At 47.7% G+C, this 18,347-nt stretch carries 24 protein-coding genes and 1 pseudogene; 19 read left to right on the forward strand and 6 right to left on the reverse strand.

The genetic code is table 11. The annotated features are described in order from the left end of the window. Positions 1 to 25: 25 nt before the first annotated feature. Positions 26 to 163 (forward strand): annotated as a pseudogene (locus JI721_RS15030) (LuxR C-terminal-related transcriptional regulator); the annotation flags it as partial. Between the two features lie 148 nt (positions 164 to 311). Then, positions 312 to 869 (forward strand): restriction endonuclease, encoded by a 558-nt coding sequence (locus tag JI721_RS15035; protein ID WP_274455666.1) that lies wholly within the window; start codon positions 312 to 314, stop codon positions 867 to 869. A 139-nt stretch (positions 870 to 1,008) separates the two neighbouring features. Here JI721_RS15035 and JI721_RS15040 read toward each other — a convergent pair whose 3' ends face one another. After that, positions 1,009 to 1,674, reverse strand: coding sequence for an SOS response-associated peptidase (locus JI721_RS15040; protein WP_274455667.1), 666 nt, complete (start codon positions 1,672 to 1,674; stop codon positions 1,009 to 1,011). 179 nt (positions 1,675 to 1,853) lie between these two features. On the opposite strand from JI721_RS15040, the gene JI721_RS15045 reads away from it, so the two are divergent. Together JI721_RS15045 and JI721_RS15050 are read left to right on the forward strand one after the other, a co-directional pair. After that, entirely contained in the window at positions 1,854 to 2,297 is a 444-nt protein-coding gene (locus tag JI721_RS15045; protein ID WP_067622857.1) for a 2-thiouracil desulfurase family protein, read from the forward strand. Between the two features lie 111 nt (positions 2,298 to 2,408). After that, positions 2,409 to 2,636, forward strand: coding sequence for a helix-turn-helix domain-containing protein (locus JI721_RS15050; RefSeq protein WP_274455668.1), 228 nt, complete (start codon positions 2,409 to 2,411; stop codon positions 2,634 to 2,636). Positions 2,637 to 2,662: 26 nt separating this feature from the next. Here the strand turns inward: JI721_RS15050 and JI721_RS15055 are convergent, their stop codons facing one another. After that, positions 2,663 to 2,890 (reverse strand): helix-turn-helix domain-containing protein, encoded by a 228-nt coding sequence (locus JI721_RS15055; protein WP_274455669.1) that lies wholly within the window; start codon positions 2,888 to 2,890, stop codon positions 2,663 to 2,665. Positions 2,891 to 3,002: 112 nt separating this feature from the next. Here JI721_RS15055 and JI721_RS15060 point away from each other — a divergent pair, with 112 nt between their 5' ends. The 3 genes from JI721_RS15060 to JI721_RS15070 all read left to right on the forward strand — a co-directional run bounded on the left by JI721_RS15060 (position 3,003) and on the right by JI721_RS15070 (position 5,565). Beyond that, positions 3,003 to 3,194 (forward strand): hypothetical protein, encoded by a 192-nt coding sequence (locus JI721_RS15060; protein WP_274455670.1) that lies wholly within the window; start codon positions 3,003 to 3,005, stop codon positions 3,192 to 3,194. 947 nt (positions 3,195 to 4,141) lie between these two features. After that, on the forward strand, positions 4,142 to 4,879 hold the full coding sequence (locus JI721_RS15065) for an FtsK/SpoIIIE domain-containing protein (protein ID WP_274455671.1): 738 nt from the start codon (positions 4,142 to 4,144) through the stop codon (positions 4,877 to 4,879). 65 nt (positions 4,880 to 4,944) lie between these two features. After that, positions 4,945 to 5,565: a replication-relaxation family protein gene (locus JI721_RS15070; protein WP_274457892.1), complete on the forward strand. Its 621-nt coding sequence runs from the start codon at positions 4,945 to 4,947 to the stop codon at positions 5,563 to 5,565. A gap of 340 nt (positions 5,566 to 5,905) precedes the next feature. On the opposite strand, the gene JI721_RS15075 is transcribed toward JI721_RS15070, so the two are convergent. Together JI721_RS15075 and JI721_RS17360 are read right to left on the reverse strand one after the other, a co-directional pair. Continuing rightward, entirely contained in the window at positions 5,906 to 6,553 is a 648-nt protein-coding gene (locus JI721_RS15075; RefSeq protein ID WP_274455672.1) for a hypothetical protein, read from the reverse strand. 131 nt (positions 6,554 to 6,684) lie between these two features. Then, positions 6,685 to 6,852: a helix-turn-helix domain-containing protein gene (locus JI721_RS17360; RefSeq protein WP_407654041.1), complete on the reverse strand. Its 168-nt coding sequence runs from the start codon at positions 6,850 to 6,852 to the stop codon at positions 6,685 to 6,687. A 264-nt stretch (positions 6,853 to 7,116) separates the two neighbouring features. Here JI721_RS17360 and JI721_RS17365 point away from each other — a divergent pair, with 264 nt between their 5' ends. From JI721_RS17365 to JI721_RS15100, 6 genes are all read left to right on the forward strand, one after another. Beyond that, the gene (locus JI721_RS17365; protein ID WP_407654042.1) at positions 7,117 to 7,752 is read left to right on the forward strand and encodes a DUF6788 family protein; all 636 of its coding nucleotides are present in this window, start codon (positions 7,117 to 7,119) and stop codon (positions 7,750 to 7,752) included. Between the two features lie 762 nt (positions 7,753 to 8,514). Then, positions 8,515 to 8,679 (forward strand): hypothetical protein, encoded by a 165-nt coding sequence (locus JI721_RS15080; protein ID WP_274455673.1) that lies wholly within the window; start codon positions 8,515 to 8,517, stop codon positions 8,677 to 8,679. Next, positions 8,676 to 9,422: a hypothetical protein gene (locus JI721_RS15085; protein WP_274455674.1), complete on the forward strand. Its 747-nt coding sequence runs from the start codon at positions 8,676 to 8,678 to the stop codon at positions 9,420 to 9,422. Before JI721_RS15080 ends, JI721_RS15085 begins: the two co-directional genes overlap by 4 nt. A 227-nt stretch (positions 9,423 to 9,649) precedes the next feature. After that, entirely contained in the window at positions 9,650 to 10,309 is a 660-nt protein-coding gene (locus JI721_RS15090; protein WP_274455675.1) for a helix-turn-helix transcriptional regulator, read from the forward strand. Between the two features lie 383 nt (positions 10,310 to 10,692). Continuing rightward, complete coding sequence (locus JI721_RS15095) at positions 10,693 to 11,004, forward strand: hypothetical protein (protein ID WP_274455676.1); 312 nt, start codon at positions 10,693 to 10,695, stop codon at positions 11,002 to 11,004. Positions 11,005 to 11,080: 76 nt separating this feature from the next. Continuing rightward, positions 11,081 to 11,434 (forward strand): hypothetical protein, encoded by a 354-nt coding sequence (locus JI721_RS15100; RefSeq protein ID WP_274455677.1) that lies wholly within the window; start codon positions 11,081 to 11,083, stop codon positions 11,432 to 11,434. A gap of 19 nt (positions 11,435 to 11,453) precedes the next feature. On the opposite strand, the gene JI721_RS15105 is transcribed toward JI721_RS15100, so the two are convergent. Continuing rightward, a complete protein-coding gene (locus JI721_RS15105; RefSeq protein ID WP_274455678.1) occupies positions 11,454 to 12,023 on the reverse strand; it encodes a site-specific integrase in 570 nt (189 codons plus the stop codon). A 710-nt stretch (positions 12,024 to 12,733) separates the two neighbouring features. Here JI721_RS15105 and JI721_RS15110 point away from each other — a divergent pair. The 5 genes from JI721_RS15110 (at position 12,734) to JI721_RS15130 (ending at position 17,190) form a co-directional block, all read left to right on the forward strand. Then, complete coding sequence (locus tag JI721_RS15110; RefSeq protein WP_274455679.1) at positions 12,734 to 13,255, forward strand: hypothetical protein; 522 nt, start codon at positions 12,734 to 12,736, stop codon at positions 13,253 to 13,255. A 113-nt stretch (positions 13,256 to 13,368) separates the two neighbouring features. Then, positions 13,369 to 13,737 (forward strand): hypothetical protein, encoded by a 369-nt coding sequence (locus JI721_RS15115; protein WP_274455680.1) that lies wholly within the window; start codon positions 13,369 to 13,371, stop codon positions 13,735 to 13,737. Further along, positions 13,734 to 14,006 (forward strand): hypothetical protein, encoded by a 273-nt coding sequence (locus JI721_RS15120; protein ID WP_274455681.1) that lies wholly within the window; start codon positions 13,734 to 13,736, stop codon positions 14,004 to 14,006. The genes JI721_RS15115 and JI721_RS15120 overlap by 4 nt, the downstream gene beginning before the upstream one ends. Before the next feature lie 77 nt (positions 14,007 to 14,083). Further along, positions 14,084 to 16,927 carry a phage tail tape measure protein gene (locus tag JI721_RS15125; protein WP_274455682.1) on the forward strand — a complete coding sequence of 948 codons (2,844 nt, stop codon included), beginning with the start codon at positions 14,084 to 14,086 and terminating at the stop codon, positions 16,925 to 16,927. An 86-nt stretch (positions 16,928 to 17,013) separates the two neighbouring features. Continuing rightward, entirely contained in the window at positions 17,014 to 17,190 is a 177-nt protein-coding gene (locus tag JI721_RS15130; RefSeq protein ID WP_274455683.1) for a hypothetical protein, read from the forward strand. A 39-nt stretch (positions 17,191 to 17,229) separates the two neighbouring features. Here the strand turns inward: JI721_RS15130 and JI721_RS15135 are convergent, their stop codons facing one another. Then, positions 17,230 to 17,796 (reverse strand): FxLYD domain-containing protein, encoded by a 567-nt coding sequence (locus JI721_RS15135; RefSeq protein ID WP_274455684.1) that lies wholly within the window; start codon positions 17,794 to 17,796, stop codon positions 17,230 to 17,232. A gap of 210 nt (positions 17,797 to 18,006) precedes the next feature. On the opposite strand from JI721_RS15135, the gene JI721_RS15140 reads away from it, so the two are divergent. Beyond that, positions 18,007 to 18,258 carry a hypothetical protein gene (locus JI721_RS15140; RefSeq protein WP_274455685.1) on the forward strand — a complete coding sequence of 84 codons (252 nt, stop codon included), beginning with the start codon at positions 18,007 to 18,009 and terminating at the stop codon, positions 18,256 to 18,258. The last annotated feature ends 89 nt before the right edge of the window (positions 18,259 to 18,347 follow it).

The raw sequence follows: 18,347 nt of genomic DNA on the forward strand, positions 1-18,347 counted from the left end.
TAAAAGGATGTCTTCCGGCAAAGACATGCGCGTCAAGTCTCTGCTTACGAACCGGGAGCGCGAAGTTTTTGAACTACTCGTTCAAGACAAAACGACGAAGGAAATCGCAGCCCAGTTATTCGTCAGCGAGAAGACGGTCCGAAATCACATTTCGAATGTGATGTGGGCAGTGTGGCAACGCCAAAGACGAAGACAGAGGGTGTTGCACAATGGGCAGATGCTGTTACCGCGTCCCGCGTTATTATCGACGGATGTACTACAGACGGGGAAGACAGGCCAGCGCAAGGGACTTTTCTGCAGGGGTGAAGTCCTTGGGCGTCATTCTTGGTTGGCTCGTCTGTATCGGTCTGTGCATAGGTCTGCCGCCGCTTGGTATTCCGTTATTGATTGTCGTGATTGTTGTATCAGCCGCCAGACGTCGCCAACGTAAGATCAAGGCTAGACAACAGGAAGCGGCACGTGTTGATCGTGTTTTGAAGTCGAACATCAACGAGATCGACCAGATGACGGGCATACAGTTTGAACAGTACCTATGCGAAGTGTTCAAGCGTAGCGGGTATAAGGTGCAACTAACTTCCACAACGGGGGACTTTGGCGCGGATCTGCTTGTTGAACTGAAAGATGGGCGTAAGGTAGCAGTCCAGGCGAAGCGGTACAGTCAGAGCGTAGGCGTAGACGCCGTTCAGGAAGTGTATTCAGCGGTCAGTTATTATGGAGCGTCTAAAGGCGTGGTAATAACGAATAACGGATTTACCAAGGCAGCCATGCAGTTGGCGGCAAAGAATGGAGTCATACTGATTGGACGTAAGAATCTGATGGCGATGGCGTTGGGTGAGAGGAAGTTGACGGCGTTTCTACCTGCTATGTAAGGAGGAGAAGCGACAATTGAAACCTGCGCTCACAGGTCAATGTCACTTCTTAAAGCAATCCTTTCCCATACCCCTCTCATGATTCGATCCTATATAATCAGACACATTGATTTCCATAGTGAATTACTGGCAAATGCCATTAATGCACTTCCCGTATCAACTCCGCGTTGTCATTCCTCGCGTTCCCAACTGCTTTTGACACGGGATACGCGTACATATCGTCATCAGGATACGGCTTTAGCACGGTCAACAGCTGATTGACGTCAGTCACATGCCGATCCAGCCAAAACCGTTCATGCTGGAAATCACGTAAGATCACCGGCATTCTGTCGTGGATGACCTTCATCTTCATATTCGGCTCACACGTGACGAAGGCGCATGTACTGACACGTTCGCCAGTTTCCGTTTCATACGTATCCCAAATGCCAGCAAACGAGAAAATGTTACGGCTACGTAGTCGAATACGATAAGGCTGTTTAGTGTTTCTATGCCACTCATAATAGCCATCAGCAGGGATGAGACAGCGTTTGCGCTCCAGCAGCTTGCGAAAGGCCATATTCACCGTAATGCCCTCAACGCGTACGTTAATCGGTCGATGGTGTGGGTCACGATGACTCCAAACTTTAGGCACCAATCCCCAGGTCAGTGGACCGATACGCCGTTTAGTTCCATCTGAAATAACGGCAGTTAGCCGCTGTGAAGGGGCGATGTTGTAACGGGGCGGGACTGCATAGTTGCTGTCTGTGATGCCGTAATAGCGTAGAATGCTGCTCCAGTCCTCTGTTAGCGTGAAGCGTCCACACATGTAAAATCATCTCCACGACAATTTTACACAGAACAGGCGTTCGTGTCACGTGAAGGAAATGGGGTCAAAGTCGAGAAGTATTGAACTAACGGGCAGGTTAGTGACAAAAGAGGATACGATAAATTTCCTTCGAAGTAGTTAGTATATGTCTAATTTTGCAGTAAGAGAGGACATTCATCATGAAAATCGTGAGTGCCTGTTTGGTCGGTTGTAAGTGTAGATACGATAATCAATCTGCTTTACATTCAAAAGTCGAGAATTTAGTTCAAAGTCGTCAAGCAGTGCCTGTCTGCCCTGAGCAATTCGGAGGACTCCCGACTCCAAGGAATCCTGCAGAGATTGTAGGCGGAGATGGATTTGATGTACTTGATGGCAATGCCAAGGTTATCGATAGTGAGGGGAATGACGTCACACAGGAGTTTATTGACGGGGCTTACCGAGCACTAAACGTTGCACAGACTATTGGGGCAACAACAGCCATTCTTAAGAAAAATAGCCCCTCCTGCGGAAGTGATTTGATATACGATGGGTCTTTTTCTGGTATGAAGAAGGAAGGAGTGGGCGTGACTGTTGCTCTATTATTACGTAATGGACTAACGGTTACATCCGAAGATGGCGATTAACAAGGGGGTCTCATAGGAATTGCTCTTGAACAAACGGGTGCGTTAGTTTAATAACACTTTGTCCCCCAATGCCTACACTCAGTGCATCTACACATGCAGGAGGGGATGAAGATGCTGCCACTTGTATCAATGGTGCTTACCTTACGTCGGGCAGAGAATGGCCTTAGTATGCGAGATGTTGCCGAAATGGCAGGGGTTGAGCCGAAGGATGTGTTTGAAGCAGAGAATTACATCCATGATGCATCAGTTAGTGCCGTGTGGAAGATTGCCGAAGCGTTGAATGTGGACGTCGACAAGATTCAGGATCTAGAAAGGGAATTCAATCCGTATTATTGCTAGGGCCGCCAAAAGGCGGCTCTTTCACTTTAATCATCCCAAAAATCATCCGCGTATTCTTCGTCATAGGCGCGCAGTGCTTCACGTAACTTTTTACGGTTTCGCCAACCAGGTCGTGCATCATCTTTGCTTGCAAGCCTGCTGATTGTGCCGCGTGAAACGCCAGACTTCTGACTTAATTCCTCCTGTGTTACTCCCTGTTCTTCCATCCACTTTCCGAACCGCGTGCGCGGCCTGCCTAATCCGAACCATCCCACGAATATCACCTCATCCGCAGGATTGTCCGAAATGATCATTTTCAAACAGTGATCATAGTGGAAAAGCAGGTTTACATAAATAATCTCATCACACGTTGATGGGAGGCGGTGCATGATGATTTACGGTGAAGTCCGAAAGGTTGTCACGTTCAATCTGAACCGTCCAGAAGAAAGAGAAATGTACGAGTTGGCAAACAGTATCAAGTTTGCGCCACTCGTGAAGCGGTATCTGTTGCAGGAACTGAGACGGCGCAAATCTACGGTTACGGCAGGCTCGTCATCTATCCAAGTGAGGACAGAGTGATGGAGAACCGTCCAGACGCGTTCTTACACCAACTAACCGTCCTGGCTGTTTGTGGGTATGCCTTGGCACTTGTGAGATCGGGTTATTTTGGCGGGGGCATTTGGCAACAGGTAATGGATTGGCTTGGAGCATAACCACGGTGGAGGTGTATCAAGTGAAACCTGTAACAGCAATCGCAGTTATTACGTTCGCCGGTGCAGCTGTAGCCGCTGTATTTACGTCGGCAAGCTATCCTATCGCAATATGGGCGGTCGGGTTTGCTGCTTTGCAGAAGTTTCGTTCCCCCGCCACGCAATGCCCATTGATGCAGATAGCAGCCAGTAAAGAACGGGGTGAGGGCTGATGTGGTTCTTTCGTATCGCTACATGGGCAACAACGAAGATAAACCCGTCAGAAGTTACTACACAGGTAAACATGCAGGATCTGTTTGACGCCATATCATCACTGTTTGGGGGCTGAACAGCATGGTATTGTCCAGTGTGTTCGCCGTTCCTGTTGCGTCCAAGATTATCGCGTCAGGCTGTCTCGGTAGTGCAACCGGCCTAACAGTCTATCAAGCCCTTCACAGAGGCCCGCAGAAGCCCCTACAAGACGTTTTCGCGGCCTGTGGGTTGTGCAATACGGGGAAGGATGGTAAGCCGCAACCGTGGCGTATAAAGCGCGTGCAGAAGTCCACAATGGGGATAACGTATGTACTGCGGTTTCCGTTTGGTAAGACGTTCGCAGACGTTACGCGCAAGGCCGACGCAATCAGTACCGCCCTATGTGCAGACGTCTCATTACATCAGGACGGCGGGTATCTGATATTAGACATTCCGCAATATCCGTTGTCTACGTTTATCTCGTATCCAACGAGAATCCTTAACGTGACGCGGGGGACATGGCGCGTACCGGTTGGACTGTCTCCGAATGGCTGGACGTGGCATGACTTCGATGTGTTTCCACACTTGCTGATTGCAGGGCCAACACGCGGCGGAAAGACGGTACTGCTAAAAAGCATCATCACAACGCTATTACTTAGCCATTCAGCAACGGATATAGAGCTAATTGGCGTAGACATGAAGCCGCAATCCCTGGCGTTTAGGAAATTCGGTCCTGTCTGGACTTCGTTGGTTGACCGTCCTGAAGCCTTTGTAGACGTCATACAGGACGCAATCTTTGAATTAGAGAAGCGTGCAGACAAGTTGGCTAAGGCAGGCTGTGAATCAGTCCAGGAATACGAGGAAACAACGGGGCACAGGTTCCCCCGCCGCTTTATCATCGTTGACGAGTACGGACGTAGTTTCGGGAGTCCATGTGAAGACGAAATAGCGACGGGAATGATGCAGCTTACAGCAATGGGGGCAGGATTGGGTATTCATGTGATTTTGGCTACACAGCGGCCAGACGCGGAAATCATCAACGGTAAGATTCGAGCAAACCTAGAATCGGTCGTATGTTTCCGCGTTGCTAATGGCGTGCAGTCTCGCGTCATTCTCGGACACGAAGGAGCAGAGACACTACCGAAGATTCGGGGACGCGCTATCTACAGTGCAGGTGATGAAACTGTACTGCAGGTGCCTTACATCTCGGATAAGACACTGCAACGGTTATTGTCCAGCAGGCGTCCAGCTAGGGGCAAGCATGGAAACGGAGAGTGGAAAACAATCCAGGCTCGTTCGCTCAGAGTTGGTGAGGACTTATGACGGATAAACAACCCCATAAACCTACTTATGTAGGTAGGGATGTGGTTGCGCGGGCTGTGTTGCGTATGCTTGAACAATGTAACTGCTGTTCTACGGCGCACGTCGCGCAGTTGTACGCGCATACGACAAGGCCGATGCATAGGGCATGGACAGTGTTGGAGCATCTACGGCAACGGGACTATATCGAGTCCTGGCGTCCAGCGTTTGACCATCCAGCAGTTCACCGGCTCAGTCGTCGTATTCGTCGAAAGTATGATCTGCCGCTTGTCCGATGGAATGGACGCTTGTCTCATCGATTGGCTATTACAGATGTCTATATGACGCTTGGAATGCCTGAGGACTTCGTTACAGAACCGCGTGCAGAGTTTATTTGGCAGGGTAAACATCACGTACTATCTCCAGACGCTTACACGCGGGGGATGTTGATTGAAGTACAGCGCAGTTCTATGACGGCTGAACAGTGGAAGCAGAAGCGCAGGATGTATGAACTGTTCTTCCGTTTGGGCGTGTGGGAACAGTATTTTGAGGAACGGCCTACGGTTGTTATAGTCCAGTCTCATGAACAGCAGTTGTCCACCATCGGGGCGGCTATAGGCTACGAAATGAGAGTAGTACGGGGCATTCGGGAGGTGATGCCGAGTGGGGATGGTCGGGATGTCGTCAATGTTGGGGAAGGCGATAGGTAAGGCTATAGCAAAGCAATTCGTTGAGAAGCCGCAAAGAATCAAAGTGCCAGATCCACAGAAGATACTTGAACACATGAGCCATCAGAGACACTTGGACCTGTCAGAACTGTATGAGGTACTGTATGCAGCCAAGACGCCCCGAAGCGTAAACGAGATAATTAAGTATCTGAAGAGTGACGCGGCAAGCAACCTGACGTTATGGCAGCGAGGGAAGATGATACATGAATGCTTTGACAAAATAGACATTCTGCACACGATACAGAGTCTACTGCACTAAAAATTAAAACGCCCTTAACCGTCAGAGATGACAGTCAGGGCGTTCCTTTACGTCTATAGGCTATTATGCTCCAATCGATTCAAAGAACGGTATAAACGCCTTCTGAAGCGTCTGTAGCAACGTCTTTTCATCCTGAATACCCAACGTCTGAACCACATCATTTACAGAGTGTCCATCTTTGAACATGCGGCAAGCGGTTTGTAACTGCTCGTCCAACGTAGAGGCGTACCGGTGGAATTCTTCTTCATGCTTGATAATTAGGCTCGTAGCACGCGTAAACGGGGCAATCTTGGCGACGTGTTGCGCTTGACGGTGATATTCCGCAATAGACGCCTGAGCAGCATTTCTTGCCTTCTGTGTGGCTGTCAGACGGTACTGTGTGACGAGCTGTGAAGGTTTAACGTTACGATCCATGCACTCAATCAACGAATCATGGAGAGTGGATTTAATCTGTTCTGGTTCCAGGTTTAGCGGTTTAGCCTGTAGTACGAATGTGAGGCGTTGACGTTCAGTGTTTACCATGCCCATGTGGTAGGCAGTTTCAGCAAGAATTGCGTTCATCTGTATAACTGCTTCTATGGCGTTGTCTAGAGTGGATGTACCCTTCTGAAGCCCGATCAATTGCTGCAGTAACTTGATTTCGGACCTTCTGTATCCGTTGCTGGCTTCGTGTACCGCTTCTACGATCTTTGATAATTGGACTGTAGACATAGTAAACCCCTCCAAATTTGTGGTTTTGGTTGCATTAACCGGAGGGATTGCGCTATAATTAATTTCACGCATCCTTTGGGGTGCAACCGTAGGGACTGCTCGTCCTGCCGCCAAGCTGATCGAGCGGTCCTTTACTGTTCCTCTTGTTCATTCTTCCTTGCGTACTGCCGTGAATCTCCTTCAGCAATCCACTGTATCAACGCTTCACGACTGAATAGCCACTTTCGCCCGACTTTACGGGCCGGAATGCGTTCTTCTGCCAATAACCGAATCAGCGTGTTCTTACTGACTTCCAACAACTCTGCTACCTGTTCAAACGTAAGTATTTCGTCGACAATTCATCACCTCGATTTCATAATAAAATGGAGTTAAGTGGTGTTGTATTACGCTTAACATAAACTTAAATGTTGCTTATATGGACTATTCGACGCCCGGGTAATGTTTCCTCCTAATCCATAGAAAAAAATTCATGATTGTGACGTCAGCCAGTTAGGGCAGTTTGTACTACGGGTGTAGACATACTATAATACATACAAGATACATACAAGATAGGAAGTGAGAATGTGGCTGTCCATATTGACGGCTGGAGTGTAGTACCGCAATACCGCAAGTGCGGTAAGGGGAACTGTAAAGTCTGTCACACTGGCAAGGGGCACGGTCCATACTATTACGGTACACGCCTGCAGAACGGCAAACGTTGCAGTAAATATTTCGGACAGTCACTGCCTGACACACAAGATGATACACAAGATGAAATTAGGCCGCTGCAACAAGAGTTGGCAGAAGCCAAACGGCTAATTGCCGTATTGCAAGCGGAGAACGCAACATTACGCAAGCAACTGCAGCCAACGAGCGTTAGAGCCGCTGAGGAACTGTCTCAGGCGGACGTTGAACAGATATGGGCGCGAGTAGTCAAAAACGCTGGAGACATGTCCGAGAACGTGTTACAGACCGCATACAGCAGCCTGATACGCGGTTTGTTCGGAAAAGGCAACACGTACACAAGATTGCATACAGGACGCGGGGGACGTCCGTATGTCTGCCCGTTCCGAGGGCCGCGTTTCAGATACAAAGACCCGGTACGACTCGTAGAGACTGCTGCAAAGTGGATAATCATAAATGAGCAGATACGACAGGATAACAAGGCGGAATTAAGGAAGAAACGAGAAGCTATAGAACGTTATGGTACGCTGATTTAGCGTCAGGAGTTGATGAATGATGACAGAAGGCGCACGACTGATATATACGTTTGAATCTGAATCTGGACCGACATACGTTTATGCTGCTCCACCAGATTACACAACGGAAGAAGAACGTCGGGAACAGGTAAGGCAGTTCCACAAAAGGTTGGCCGAATTGCTCATAAAGGACAAACAGATACAGATACAGAAAGATAAGCAACAACTGAGTGCCGGATGAGAAGCGTTTTGCTCATCCGTATTAAGAACAACGAAGGACCGGGCAGCCATACCCGGTCCAATCACGAACTGCACGGCAAGACTTTTTATTCATACACTCTCTTAACTTGAAGTTCGTAGACGGTATGGGCTGCTCCACTAGCCGTGGACTGTATGATTTGATATGTATGGCCGTCGTGTTCAAATGTCGATCCGGTTACAGCACGACCGAAGGCTAGCCGGATACCCGTCGTATCTTCGAATTCGTCTACACTTCCTGAGAAGATGGTCCGACCATTGGCTCCGAACTCCACGACCCGGACCGAATTTGAAGGTTCCAATGTGATCCCCTCCCCGTTGTCTATCGATGATGATAGCATATTACATTAGCCCCAAAACGCAAGAACCAATGCAGGTCACATACGGCCTGCATTTTTATTTTGCCCATACCAATCTGACGCTTTGAGAACTGTATATACAAATGAAAAAAGTTTTACTCAATGCCAATCCAGGCAGTTGAGAACGCAATAACCAGATGTAAGACAAAAACAGGGAGGCGTGGACATGGACCGTGAATGGAACGAGATTCTTACGCAATTTCGTGCAAATCACAGCAACATGACGGAAGAAGAAGCGTTTAAAGCGTTGGTTGAAGAGTTGGAGGACAGCTACCACCGCGAAAGAGACGAGCACTATGTCGGTCATGATGACGACGAGGTAACGGCATGATCAATAAGGCCATCTATCCACTCAAGGAACGTTGGGATACGTTCAAACCGTTTCTGAACCATCCTGAAGTAAGACAGGCTCTACAAAACGGTATGGACGCATGGAAGGCCAACCGCCCACCGTACCCATTTGAAGATCGTACACCGTGGAACGAAGACAAAGACGGCGGGCCATGGGCTTTAACGGATGCGGGCTGGTTCTGGCTAGACCTTCAGGACACGGTTGAACAGGACGAGGAATTTCAGGCCGAGGCAGAAGTGTTCCAGCGTCAATATTTGAACGCTCATCCAGACGTTGAAGAGGACGAAGTGTGGGTTTACTTCATGGAATCAGATGAATACACAGCCTTATATGAACGGATTAGCAAGAAATACGAACCACAAAAAGGAGACATGGCATATTACAAGCTGAAAGCAGGCTGTCATTGGGTTGTGGATTTCATGTATGAGTTGATACGTAAAGCCATTCCAGACGCAGAAGAATGGGGAACGATTACAACAGCTAGTCATTCAGTGGCGTACTTCGTTCAGGACGGGATCATGTACTTTGTTGATTTATTGAACGAGTGGGATAGCGTACAACAACTAGAGGAATTTATGGGTGGTCCCATTGATGTATTGACGGATGCAGACAGCAATTTACCTGAGTATGTCGAATGGATGCAGTTTATACGCCGTGATGGTGATGGATATGTGTTTCATGTAGCAGGGACTGATATTCGTACACCTGTTTATGAAGTGTAGATTGTGTATTTCCCTCGTTCCAATGGACGGGGGGCTTATCTTTATCACGTTAGATTACAGTTTAATACCGTTTAGAGCGTCGGGGGCTATATAGCCTGTCTGATTACTGTATACACCCTCTATATACAGTCTCCCTTCGGGAGGCGTCTACAATACTTATCGCAAACACACGTGCAAAGTAGGGCATAGATTTGAAAAAATTTTTAGAGAGGTGGACAAATACCGCATTGGGACTTGCAACAAAGATCGTTGAGACGGAGAGCATTACGGAACTGAAGCGTAGACGAAACGTTGAGACTTGGGAACAGTCAATTCAACGTCTGTACCTTGAAGGTGATGACGACAAGCTGTTAAAGGCGGTTTTGTCATACGTTAAATACCGTGCCAAGGAGTACGGGAAGAAATACGCTCGGTTTGGGGTGACACGTCAGGACTTTGAATCGGAGTTCCTCATGCTGGCTTATACAATCTCTCAGAAGCCATACAATGGTTATCCGTATCTAATGACGTTGAGGATAGCGATCAAACGACGTGCCCTAAGTCTGGTAGAACGACAAAAGCCGAAGAAAACCTATGTCGGGGAAGACAAGTCAAAGGAAGTTACGGTAGAAGCGTTTGGACCTGACAAGTTCGAGACAATAGCGACTGCTGCAGGATATGTGACCGAGTTTGAATCTGATACCATCGTTGATATTTGGGTCGATGAATTCATGGAAAAGGGTGGACTTACCGAAAAAGAACAAAGACTGCTTCGAGCGACCTACAACGATCCAGGAATGACTACTGAAGAACTGATGGACATTCTTCAAGTCCGTGATCCTAAAACCGTTCGGAGGTATCGTAAATCGCTTCAAGAGAAGTACGAATCATATTCCCGGGAACCTTGACGCTTAGAACGCTGTCTTTACCTCAAATGAGCGCGCTATACGCATGATTTAGGGGTATAAGTACCCGTTCAGGTATAAACACCTTATTTCACTGTTTGACCTTCAAAAATACGCACTACACGCCGTTCTGAACGAAACCGCTGGTAAATAATTGAAAACAGGTATAGAAACAGGACAAGTGTATACAAATAATCTGATAATTGCAACAAATTTGTGTCGATCTGATACATTTTCAGGAAAAAACACGTCCAAAACGCAAAAATCTCCTTGTCATTTCCATTTCAACCCTGGCTATTTATAGAGGGACAATTTTGTCTCTCCTGTGAGACTGTTCTATCACATCGAATAGTCCACAGCAAATCAAACGAAAGGAGAAGTTTAGCATGAGCGCGGTTATCGACCTGGAACGACTCCTGCGCTACATCAACGAACTGATCTGCGAACAACAAATCCGAAGTAAGGAGGTGAAAGTACTGCTGACAATCTTGCCGCACGTCAACGCCAACGGACAGATCCTTACTCGCGATCACCAACGGGCAGCAATGGTGAAAGACATTGCAGACATAGCCGGTTTGCATAAAAAGCACGTTGGTAAGGCGTTGGAACAACTGTGTGAACGCGGTATCCTGCAGCGTGAACCGTTGGGCAGTATCAAGTTATTCAGCGTCTCCCCACAGTTTAGACAGGCAAGTTAAGGCGAATAAACGTCAATTTGCGGTGATTATGACGGGCGTTCGCACGCGTTACGTAACAAAAGGTGTATTCGGATACGTGCGATATCTGACAATAAAGGTCGGCCAAATTGGGGTGACATTTATAGCCCGCAAAGTAAAGCCATACGAGGAAAGACTAAAAGAAGTTGAGGCTATTCTAACAACCAAATTACCCGAGCAGTGGAAAGGCGTCAACGCTAAGGGAAAGCCGATGATTGGGCGTAATACGGAGTTAGAGAAGTTGTCTGCATACTTGCTGAAGGACTACATGGGGCGAATTGCCGATAAAAACCCGGATGAATATCCTGTGCTTAGTGACCGTCAGATGCAAAGCCGCGCAGAGAGAGAAATCCCGTTCGACTTTACAATACTGGCGGGCATAATCGAAGCAAAGGACGGCCTGAACCGTTAAGCTCAAGCCGCCTCCAGTCTTACAGGTTGATATTCAGGTAAACATCGTCCAGTTCTTCTTGCGTAATGCCGATGTAAGCGAGGGTGATGGATGGTGCAGAGTGGTTCAAGAGCTTCTGAATGCGTGTAATGTCTACACCGGACTGATACGCGTGGTAGCCGAAGGTTTTACGTAACGTATGCGTACCGATTTCTTCTGTAATTCCTACGTTGCGTGCCGCCTCGTTGATGATTCTCCAGGCATGTTGCCGTGTAATCGATGTACCGCCCTTGCGGCTGTTGAACAAGGCTTCATTCAGCGAAAACTTCTGACGTTCTTTCAGAAACTCGCTAATGGCCTTCTTCGCATTGTCTCCGAGTGGGAAATCCTTCGCTTTACCTGTCTTCTTCTCACGTAGCGTAATACGGTCTTTGATTTTCCCCGCTTCGTCCACGACATCGGACAAATGCAGTGCTAACAAATCGCTGATACGCAGTCCACTGTTGATGCCGAGAACGAACAAACAGTAATCACGTAAGCTACCCGCCTTCAGGATCTTCTTCATGCTTTCAATCTTCTTTTTGTCCCTAATCGGTTGTACTGTTTGCATCTTTCATCCGCTCCGTTCCAATGTTACTTAACTTGTATTTAGAATACGATATGTAACATTCGATGTCAACCGAGTTTTAGGCTAGTTTTGAAAATAGCCCAAAAGTGTTGATAGGACGCGGAATTTCGGCTTTTCGCCAATGTGACAGAATCTAGTTGTGTAACATTCGGGAGGATGATTTTTCGATGGATGTCCATAAGCAAATTCAGCAACATGCAAAACGGAACTGCTGCAACTTCCACCATGAGGATAGATGCTATATCGAACCAGGCGGAAATACAACATGCGTGTTCTTCAGGCCAAATGGCGAGAAAGCGTTATGTCCTTGGTTCGAAGAGGCGGTATTGCCAATGGATGCAGATTTGGAACGGACGTATTGGGCACGGCGTAATGCCGTTGATTCAGACAGCCCCAACAGCGGCACCTGTGTAAAGTGCAACAAGCCAATAACCAAGAACAGCAACCGACAGCAGTATTGCGAGTCATGCAGTGCTATTGCAAAACGGGAATCCACCAAACTGAGCGCACGTAAGAGGCGCAGTTCGACAGACGCAACTGCATGAACGATGTAGGAAATTAGACGCCAAAACACCGTTTCTGTGGTGCTGTAAGCCCGTGTAATGAGGGTTTCCGCAACCTCAATATCCGGTCAGGTATCGTAAGTCATCCCTTGGATTGTTAGCAGTTAGAAACGCGTATAGGAGGCTTATATGAAGAACGATTTTGAACCACTGGATGACGGTTCAATCCTTGTATATCTCCAACAGCGGGACGGTGAGCAGTTCACCACCATCATTGATTGTGGTTCGTTAGTCAAACTGCAAGGCATTAACCGCCGTTGGTACGCTGCCAAGATGCACAGCGGTATTCAAGTTGTGGCACGAAGCGACAGCCCAAACGGTCGGCTGATGTATCTGTCCCGCGTCCTGGCAGAAACGCCGGACGAATTGTATTGCGAACACATCAACGGTGATACAACAGACAACCGTTTGTGTAACTTGCGGAATGTCACAGTGTCAGAACGGATGCAGAATCGTGGATTACTACGAAGCAACAGGACCGGTATTCGCGGTGTCTCATTAAACAACAAAGGTAAGTATGTTGCTCAGGCACAGCTGAACAGGCAGAAGTATTACTTAGGTTTGTTTGAAGAACTAGAGCAAGCTGCGGCTGTGGTTACTGCTTGGCGTCGGCGGAATATGACTCACTCAGAAGTGGACAAGGTGCAATAACTAGCTAGGCATACCCCCCTAGTCGGTAATCTTTCGTGGCCGCGCTGAGCCATACGGCAGGCGTTCTACGCACGTTTGAATCGAAATCAAAAGGTCAACTAAGGAGCGATTGGATGACAGTAGAAGCGGTAATTACGTCCGAACTGAAAAAACGACAAATCAAGCCGGTAGCGGTGCAAGTTGTCACTATCAAAGATCCAACGTGGAATCGTCGGAACGGAAACCGCAAACTTTACCTTACTGAGTTTCGGACGGGAAAGGGTGAGACGGCCTATCTTAGCGTACTTGCACACCAAGAACCGTCACCTATTGAATGCGTCCTTTTTGCACTCGAACAGGACAACCATTTCAACCTAGATGGACTAAAAACGTTGTTTAAAACACGTCTTCGATACGTTGTAAAAGCAGTTAAGGCGTCGCAGTCAGAAGCAGAACCGATAAGGGAAGATAAACCGCCATTTGAAATGGAGAGATCAGCGTGAACTTTTCAGAGGAACGCAAGCAGGAATTAAGACGTCTTTCACGTCCTGTACTGTCAGACGAGGAAATGTGGAAGTTGGAGGTTTACTTTCTCGGTGTACGAAATCCCAAGCGGTCAATGTCGATGGCGGCACATATGGGATTGATGCACCTGTTGGAAAAGGTTCAGCGGTACTACGAAAAGCAAGTGGAGGCTGAGAGGGAGGCCACCCCCTCTGGACAAAAGCCAAATCTGATTTTACAAAACCCGCTCGAAAATTTTTTGCAGTAGTCGGAAAGGTCGTCTGTGTTCGGTCGTTACCAACAGGGTAACGGCTTTTTGTTTGCAGATAAAGGGGTGAGAATTCGTTGGCAACCAGTAGTGAATCGAAACTACAACTTATTATCACTGGTGATAACCAGTCAGCAACAGAAGCAATAGACGGTGTAGCCAAGGGCATTTCTGATCTGTCTGAGACAGTATCCTCACTGATGTCCAGACTTGCAGAAGCGGCTACATCGTTGGGGGACTTCGGGCGCAGTATCGCGGAGATGGGCGATTCAATAGCAGGCGCATCAGGACGTTTGTCTACGTTGGGTAGTGACGCCAGCAAACAGGCGCAAATGGTCGCAGAAAGTGCAAACGAAATGACCAAGAGTTTCAGCGATGTTGGAAAGGTTGCGAGTGATGCTGCGGATACTGCCGTAAAGAGTTTTGACACGCTCAATACAGCCGTTCGCCAGACGGCAACTACAACATCAGAAGCTACACGGGCTATTGAGAGTGAAGCAGGGGCATTACGTACACAGTCGGAAGCATTGGATACGGCTGCTAAAGCGGCGAGTACCTATCATCAGGATCAGATGCTTGGATTGATTGGTATTCAGATGTTGGGTGCAAGCATGACAGAGGTAGGCGTGAAGGGTGCAGAACTATTCGCGGGTGCTATCAAGTCTGCGATGGACTTCCAGGCTATGATGTCCCGCGTTGGTGCAGCATTGAAGACTACCGGAGGGGATACCGCCCAAAACATTAAGAACCTGTCTAACCTCGCCATGCAGTTGGATCAAACGTCGCTATTCAGCATGAACGACATATCTGATATGATGCAAGCCCTCGCGAAGCAAGGACTGTCGTATCAGCAGATATACGGTGGGGCTGCAAAGGCTACGATTACGCTTGCACAAGCTACGGACACTTCACTAACTGACACCGGTACAGTAATTACGGACGTTATCCATGAATTTAACCTCAATGGCTCACAGATGACTCCCGTCATTAACGCTATATCCGGTGCCCTCCATCAAGCCAACATCTCAATGTCTGATTTCTACAACAGCATGAAATATGTTGGTCCTTTGGCAAGCCAGTTAGGCTTGAACGTAAACGACGTATCACAAGCGTTGGGGTTACTTGCTCAGCATGGTATTAAAGGCAGTCAGGCGGGTACTACATTACGCCGCATGTTGATGAACCTTCAGCCGAGTACAGCAGCAGCTACCGCCGAATTTAAACAGCTTGGTTTGGTAACTGCAAACGGTACGAACCTGTTTTACAACGCCAACGGCACTCTGAAGTCAATGGGGGATATCGTGGATATCCTTCATTCTCATTTAGAGGGCTTAACGGCTGCACAGAAGGAAAATGCTTTACGGACAATGTTTGGCGTTTACGCCTTGTCGGGTATGGAGGTTATTGCGGGTACAACAAAACAGAGATGGGACGCATTGACGCAATCAATGGCTAATACCTCTGCAGCAGAAGTAGCGGCACAAAAGATGAATAACCTACAGGGCCACTTGAAAGAATTTACCTCTACGCTTCAAACCATCGGTACTCAAATGGCTACATTCATGATGCCGATATTGAACAACATTGTTGAGGGGCTACAGGGACTAGCTGGAAAGTTCAAGGATCTAGCCCCTTGGATGCAGCATGCAATTTTCATCATCGTAGGCGTTGGATCTGCTCTTGCCATACTCGCGGGTACATTGTTGACGACAGCAGCAGCTGTGGCGTTCATGCGTCCCGGTTGGGTTTTAATCGGTGAGACGATATCAAACGTAGGTACAAGGATAGGTACGTTTATAACCGAGACTATACCAAACTTCGTTAAGGGCTTATTCACGATGTCCACGGCAGAAGAGGAAGCCGGAGTAGCCGCTAACGGTATGCTTGGAATTTGGGGTCTTGTCATTGCGGGTGTGATTACACTCGTCACACTTCTGATCACGCACTGGCAGCAGGTCGTCCAATGGGTTCAACAAAACTTTGGTATCAATATTCCACAAGTTCTAAAGGCAATGGGACAAATCTTTTCCGACGTGTGGAACGGTATCAAAAACGCCGTAGACGCGGCTTGGAATTACATCCAGCCAACGCTAATGCAGGGTATCACAGCTATATCGAACTTCTGGAGACAAATCTGGCCTGAACTACAGCAGATTTTCCAGGCTGCGTGGCAAGCCATGAAGGTAATTATCGAGGTTTCAGTGTTGCCTATGTGGATAACGATGAAGATTGCTCTACAGGCATTTCAGGCAGCATGGTCGAGTATTTGGGATCTCATTAAAGCAGCTTTCAAACTGACATGGGATACCATCGAAACGATTGTGAAAGTTGCTTGGGATCTTGTCAGCGGGATTATTGAGATCGGCTTGGCGTTGCTCACAGGCCATTGGTCTACTGCATGGAAGGACCTTCAGACAATGGCTTTGAACATCTGGAATGCGTTAAAGGATGGTATCGGCAACATTGTCCAAGACTTGCAAAACGTCGTAATGGATGCCATCAACGCACTCATTAAAGGCGTTCTAGGCGCGTTTGATGGGTTAGTTACTGCGGCACAGAATATCTGGAATAAAATCGTGTCCATCTTCTCGCAGAAGCCTCCGACGCCTCAGATGCCGAGTGTACCAAGCGCATCTACGGCAACGCCGAACATCCCACACTTTGCTGCAGGCGGTATCGTAACTAAGCCCACTCTTGCAGTATTGGGCGAAGGCGGTTCCCCTGAGGCAGTCGTGCCGTTGCAGGGGTTGAACAATCTGAACGGTGGCGGTTATAGTGTCGGCTTGCCTTCAAATCTAAGTCGAGCAGGCATGGGCGGTAACAACGTCACAATCGGTAACATCAACATCACTGTTCCAAACGGTGACGCAAACAAGATAGCCCAAGCCTTAAAGGTACAACTTTCACGGGCAATCAGTTAAAGAAAAACCGTCTCGGTCGTCTAACCACGGCTGGGATGGTTTACTTCATAGTGGTATATTTACAGCCATGTGGAGGGGGTGAACACGTGGCGCGTAAGAGTGGAGGCATTACAACGAACGGCCTTGTTATAAAGTATTCAGAAGATGCAATACCCATTGAGGAATATATAAAGAACGTGCTGGAAACGTGGGTGTGGAAGCAGTACGGAATAAAAGTGAAGCTGAAATGTGTTGATGACAACGAAGCGCAAAACGCCCAATAAGGGCGTTTTGTCTCTTTAAATATATCTCATTCTCTACGGTTAGGACAGATCTTGCGTCTCCACTTTGTTGCTTGCCGCGTTTGTATAATCTCCATTTGCTAAGGCTTGCCAAGTGATGCTTTGTCCAGGTTCAATGTCATTCACTGCTCCATTGGCGACGCCCAAAAGCTTTCCGTTTGCGTCAAAGAACGAAACAACGATAAAGAAACTGTGGGTTTGAGTTGAATTGTTAGTAGCAAGCCCGTCTACTTCTGTTCCGCCTGCACCATCACTTTTGACAATGACATCAGAGTACGAAATGGGATTCGCCGCCGTAGTTCCGTTAGGAGTTGTGATGGAGAACACTCCAGGATTCTTGCTTCCATCCCACGTAGCGCCTAAGCCTGCCTGCTGTAAGGCATGTTGAATACTGTATAGCTGAACGTAGGAAGTTCCTTGGTACACCAACCGTGGAGACGTGGACAACTGTTTGCCGTTCAAAACGTATGACGCTGGAGCACTAAGTTGAGCCTTCACGTATGTACCTGCTGCGTATGCTGAACCCCCCGCCAAAATGAGTCCACCCGCTAAACCGACCACAATCCCTTTTACCATGTCTTTTTTCACCCGTGTTCATCTCCTGTCAAGAATATTCAGATCACATCTATTATACATCTCGTTACGGAATTTTCAGCTATAAATTCCATGTACAACTAATCCGACACATTTATTTTGTTCCCGTTCCAATCTAGATGCCTGAGAACTGTATATATCCATGAGAAGTTCATTCAAGTTAAACAAGCGGCAATGAATATGCGTAGCGTAGGGGGTGGCACTGTGGGGCAGATCGGCAGTAAAGATGTTCAAGCAGTACCGCATACCAATGTCGTATCTTGCAATCCTGGGAGTGGTGCTGCCGTGGACTCCAAAGAAGATTGTGAGTACGTCAAGCTACGCGAAAAAACCCTTCCTGATGGACATAAGATGATTTTTTACGCCCACAGGGAGAACGCCCCGACATTCGATGAGGTCATGGACGACATATATAAACTTGTGACCGAAGCCCTTATACGGAAGTACTCCAACTAAACAATTTAGTACGTGTTGTCCGCGTCTTTGAAAATTACATGAGTAATTTGTTTACGGAAATTGTTGGGTTTGGTATCCTCATAAATGAG

This window comes from Alicyclobacillus cycloheptanicus (genome assembly GCF_028751525.1).
Classification (GTDB): domain Bacteria; phylum Bacillota; class Bacilli; order Alicyclobacillales; family Alicyclobacillaceae; genus Alicyclobacillus_L; species Alicyclobacillus_L cycloheptanicus.

Coding starts and splice junctions, on each gene's coding strand:
- JI721_RS15040 (WP_274455667.1), bottom strand. CDS start 1,674: ATGTGTGGACGCTTCACGCTAACAGAGGACTGGAGCAGCATTCTACGC.
- JI721_RS15060 (WP_274455670.1), top strand. CDS start 3,003: ATGATGATTTACGGTGAAGTCCGAAAGGTTGTCACGTTCAATCTGAAC.
- JI721_RS15070 (WP_274457892.1), top strand. CDS start 4,945: ATGCTTGAACAATGTAACTGCTGTTCTACGGCGCACGTCGCGCAGTTG.
- JI721_RS15110 (WP_274455679.1), top strand. CDS start 12,734: ATGAAGAACGATTTTGAACCACTGGATGACGGTTCAATCCTTGTATAT.
- JI721_RS15095 (WP_274455676.1), top strand. CDS start 10,693: ATGAGCGCGGTTATCGACCTGGAACGACTCCTGCGCTACATCAACGAA.
- JI721_RS15085 (WP_274455674.1), top strand. CDS start 8,676: ATGATCAATAAGGCCATCTATCCACTCAAGGAACGTTGGGATACGTTC.
- JI721_RS15075 (WP_274455672.1), bottom strand. CDS start 6,553: ATGTCTACAGTCCAATTATCAAAGATCGTAGAAGCGGTACACGAAGCC.
- JI721_RS15045 (WP_067622857.1), top strand. CDS start 1,854: ATGAAAATCGTGAGTGCCTGTTTGGTCGGTTGTAAGTGTAGATACGAT.
- JI721_RS15080 (WP_274455673.1), top strand. CDS start 8,515: ATGGACCGTGAATGGAACGAGATTCTTACGCAATTTCGTGCAAATCAC.
- JI721_RS15115 (WP_274455680.1), top strand. CDS start 13,369: ATGACAGTAGAAGCGGTAATTACGTCCGAACTGAAAAAACGACAAATC.
- JI721_RS15105 (WP_274455678.1), bottom strand. CDS start 12,023: ATGCAAACAGTACAACCGATTAGGGACAAAAAGAAGATTGAAAGCATG.
- JI721_RS15050 (WP_274455668.1), top strand. CDS start 2,409: ATGCTGCCACTTGTATCAATGGTGCTTACCTTACGTCGGGCAGAGAAT.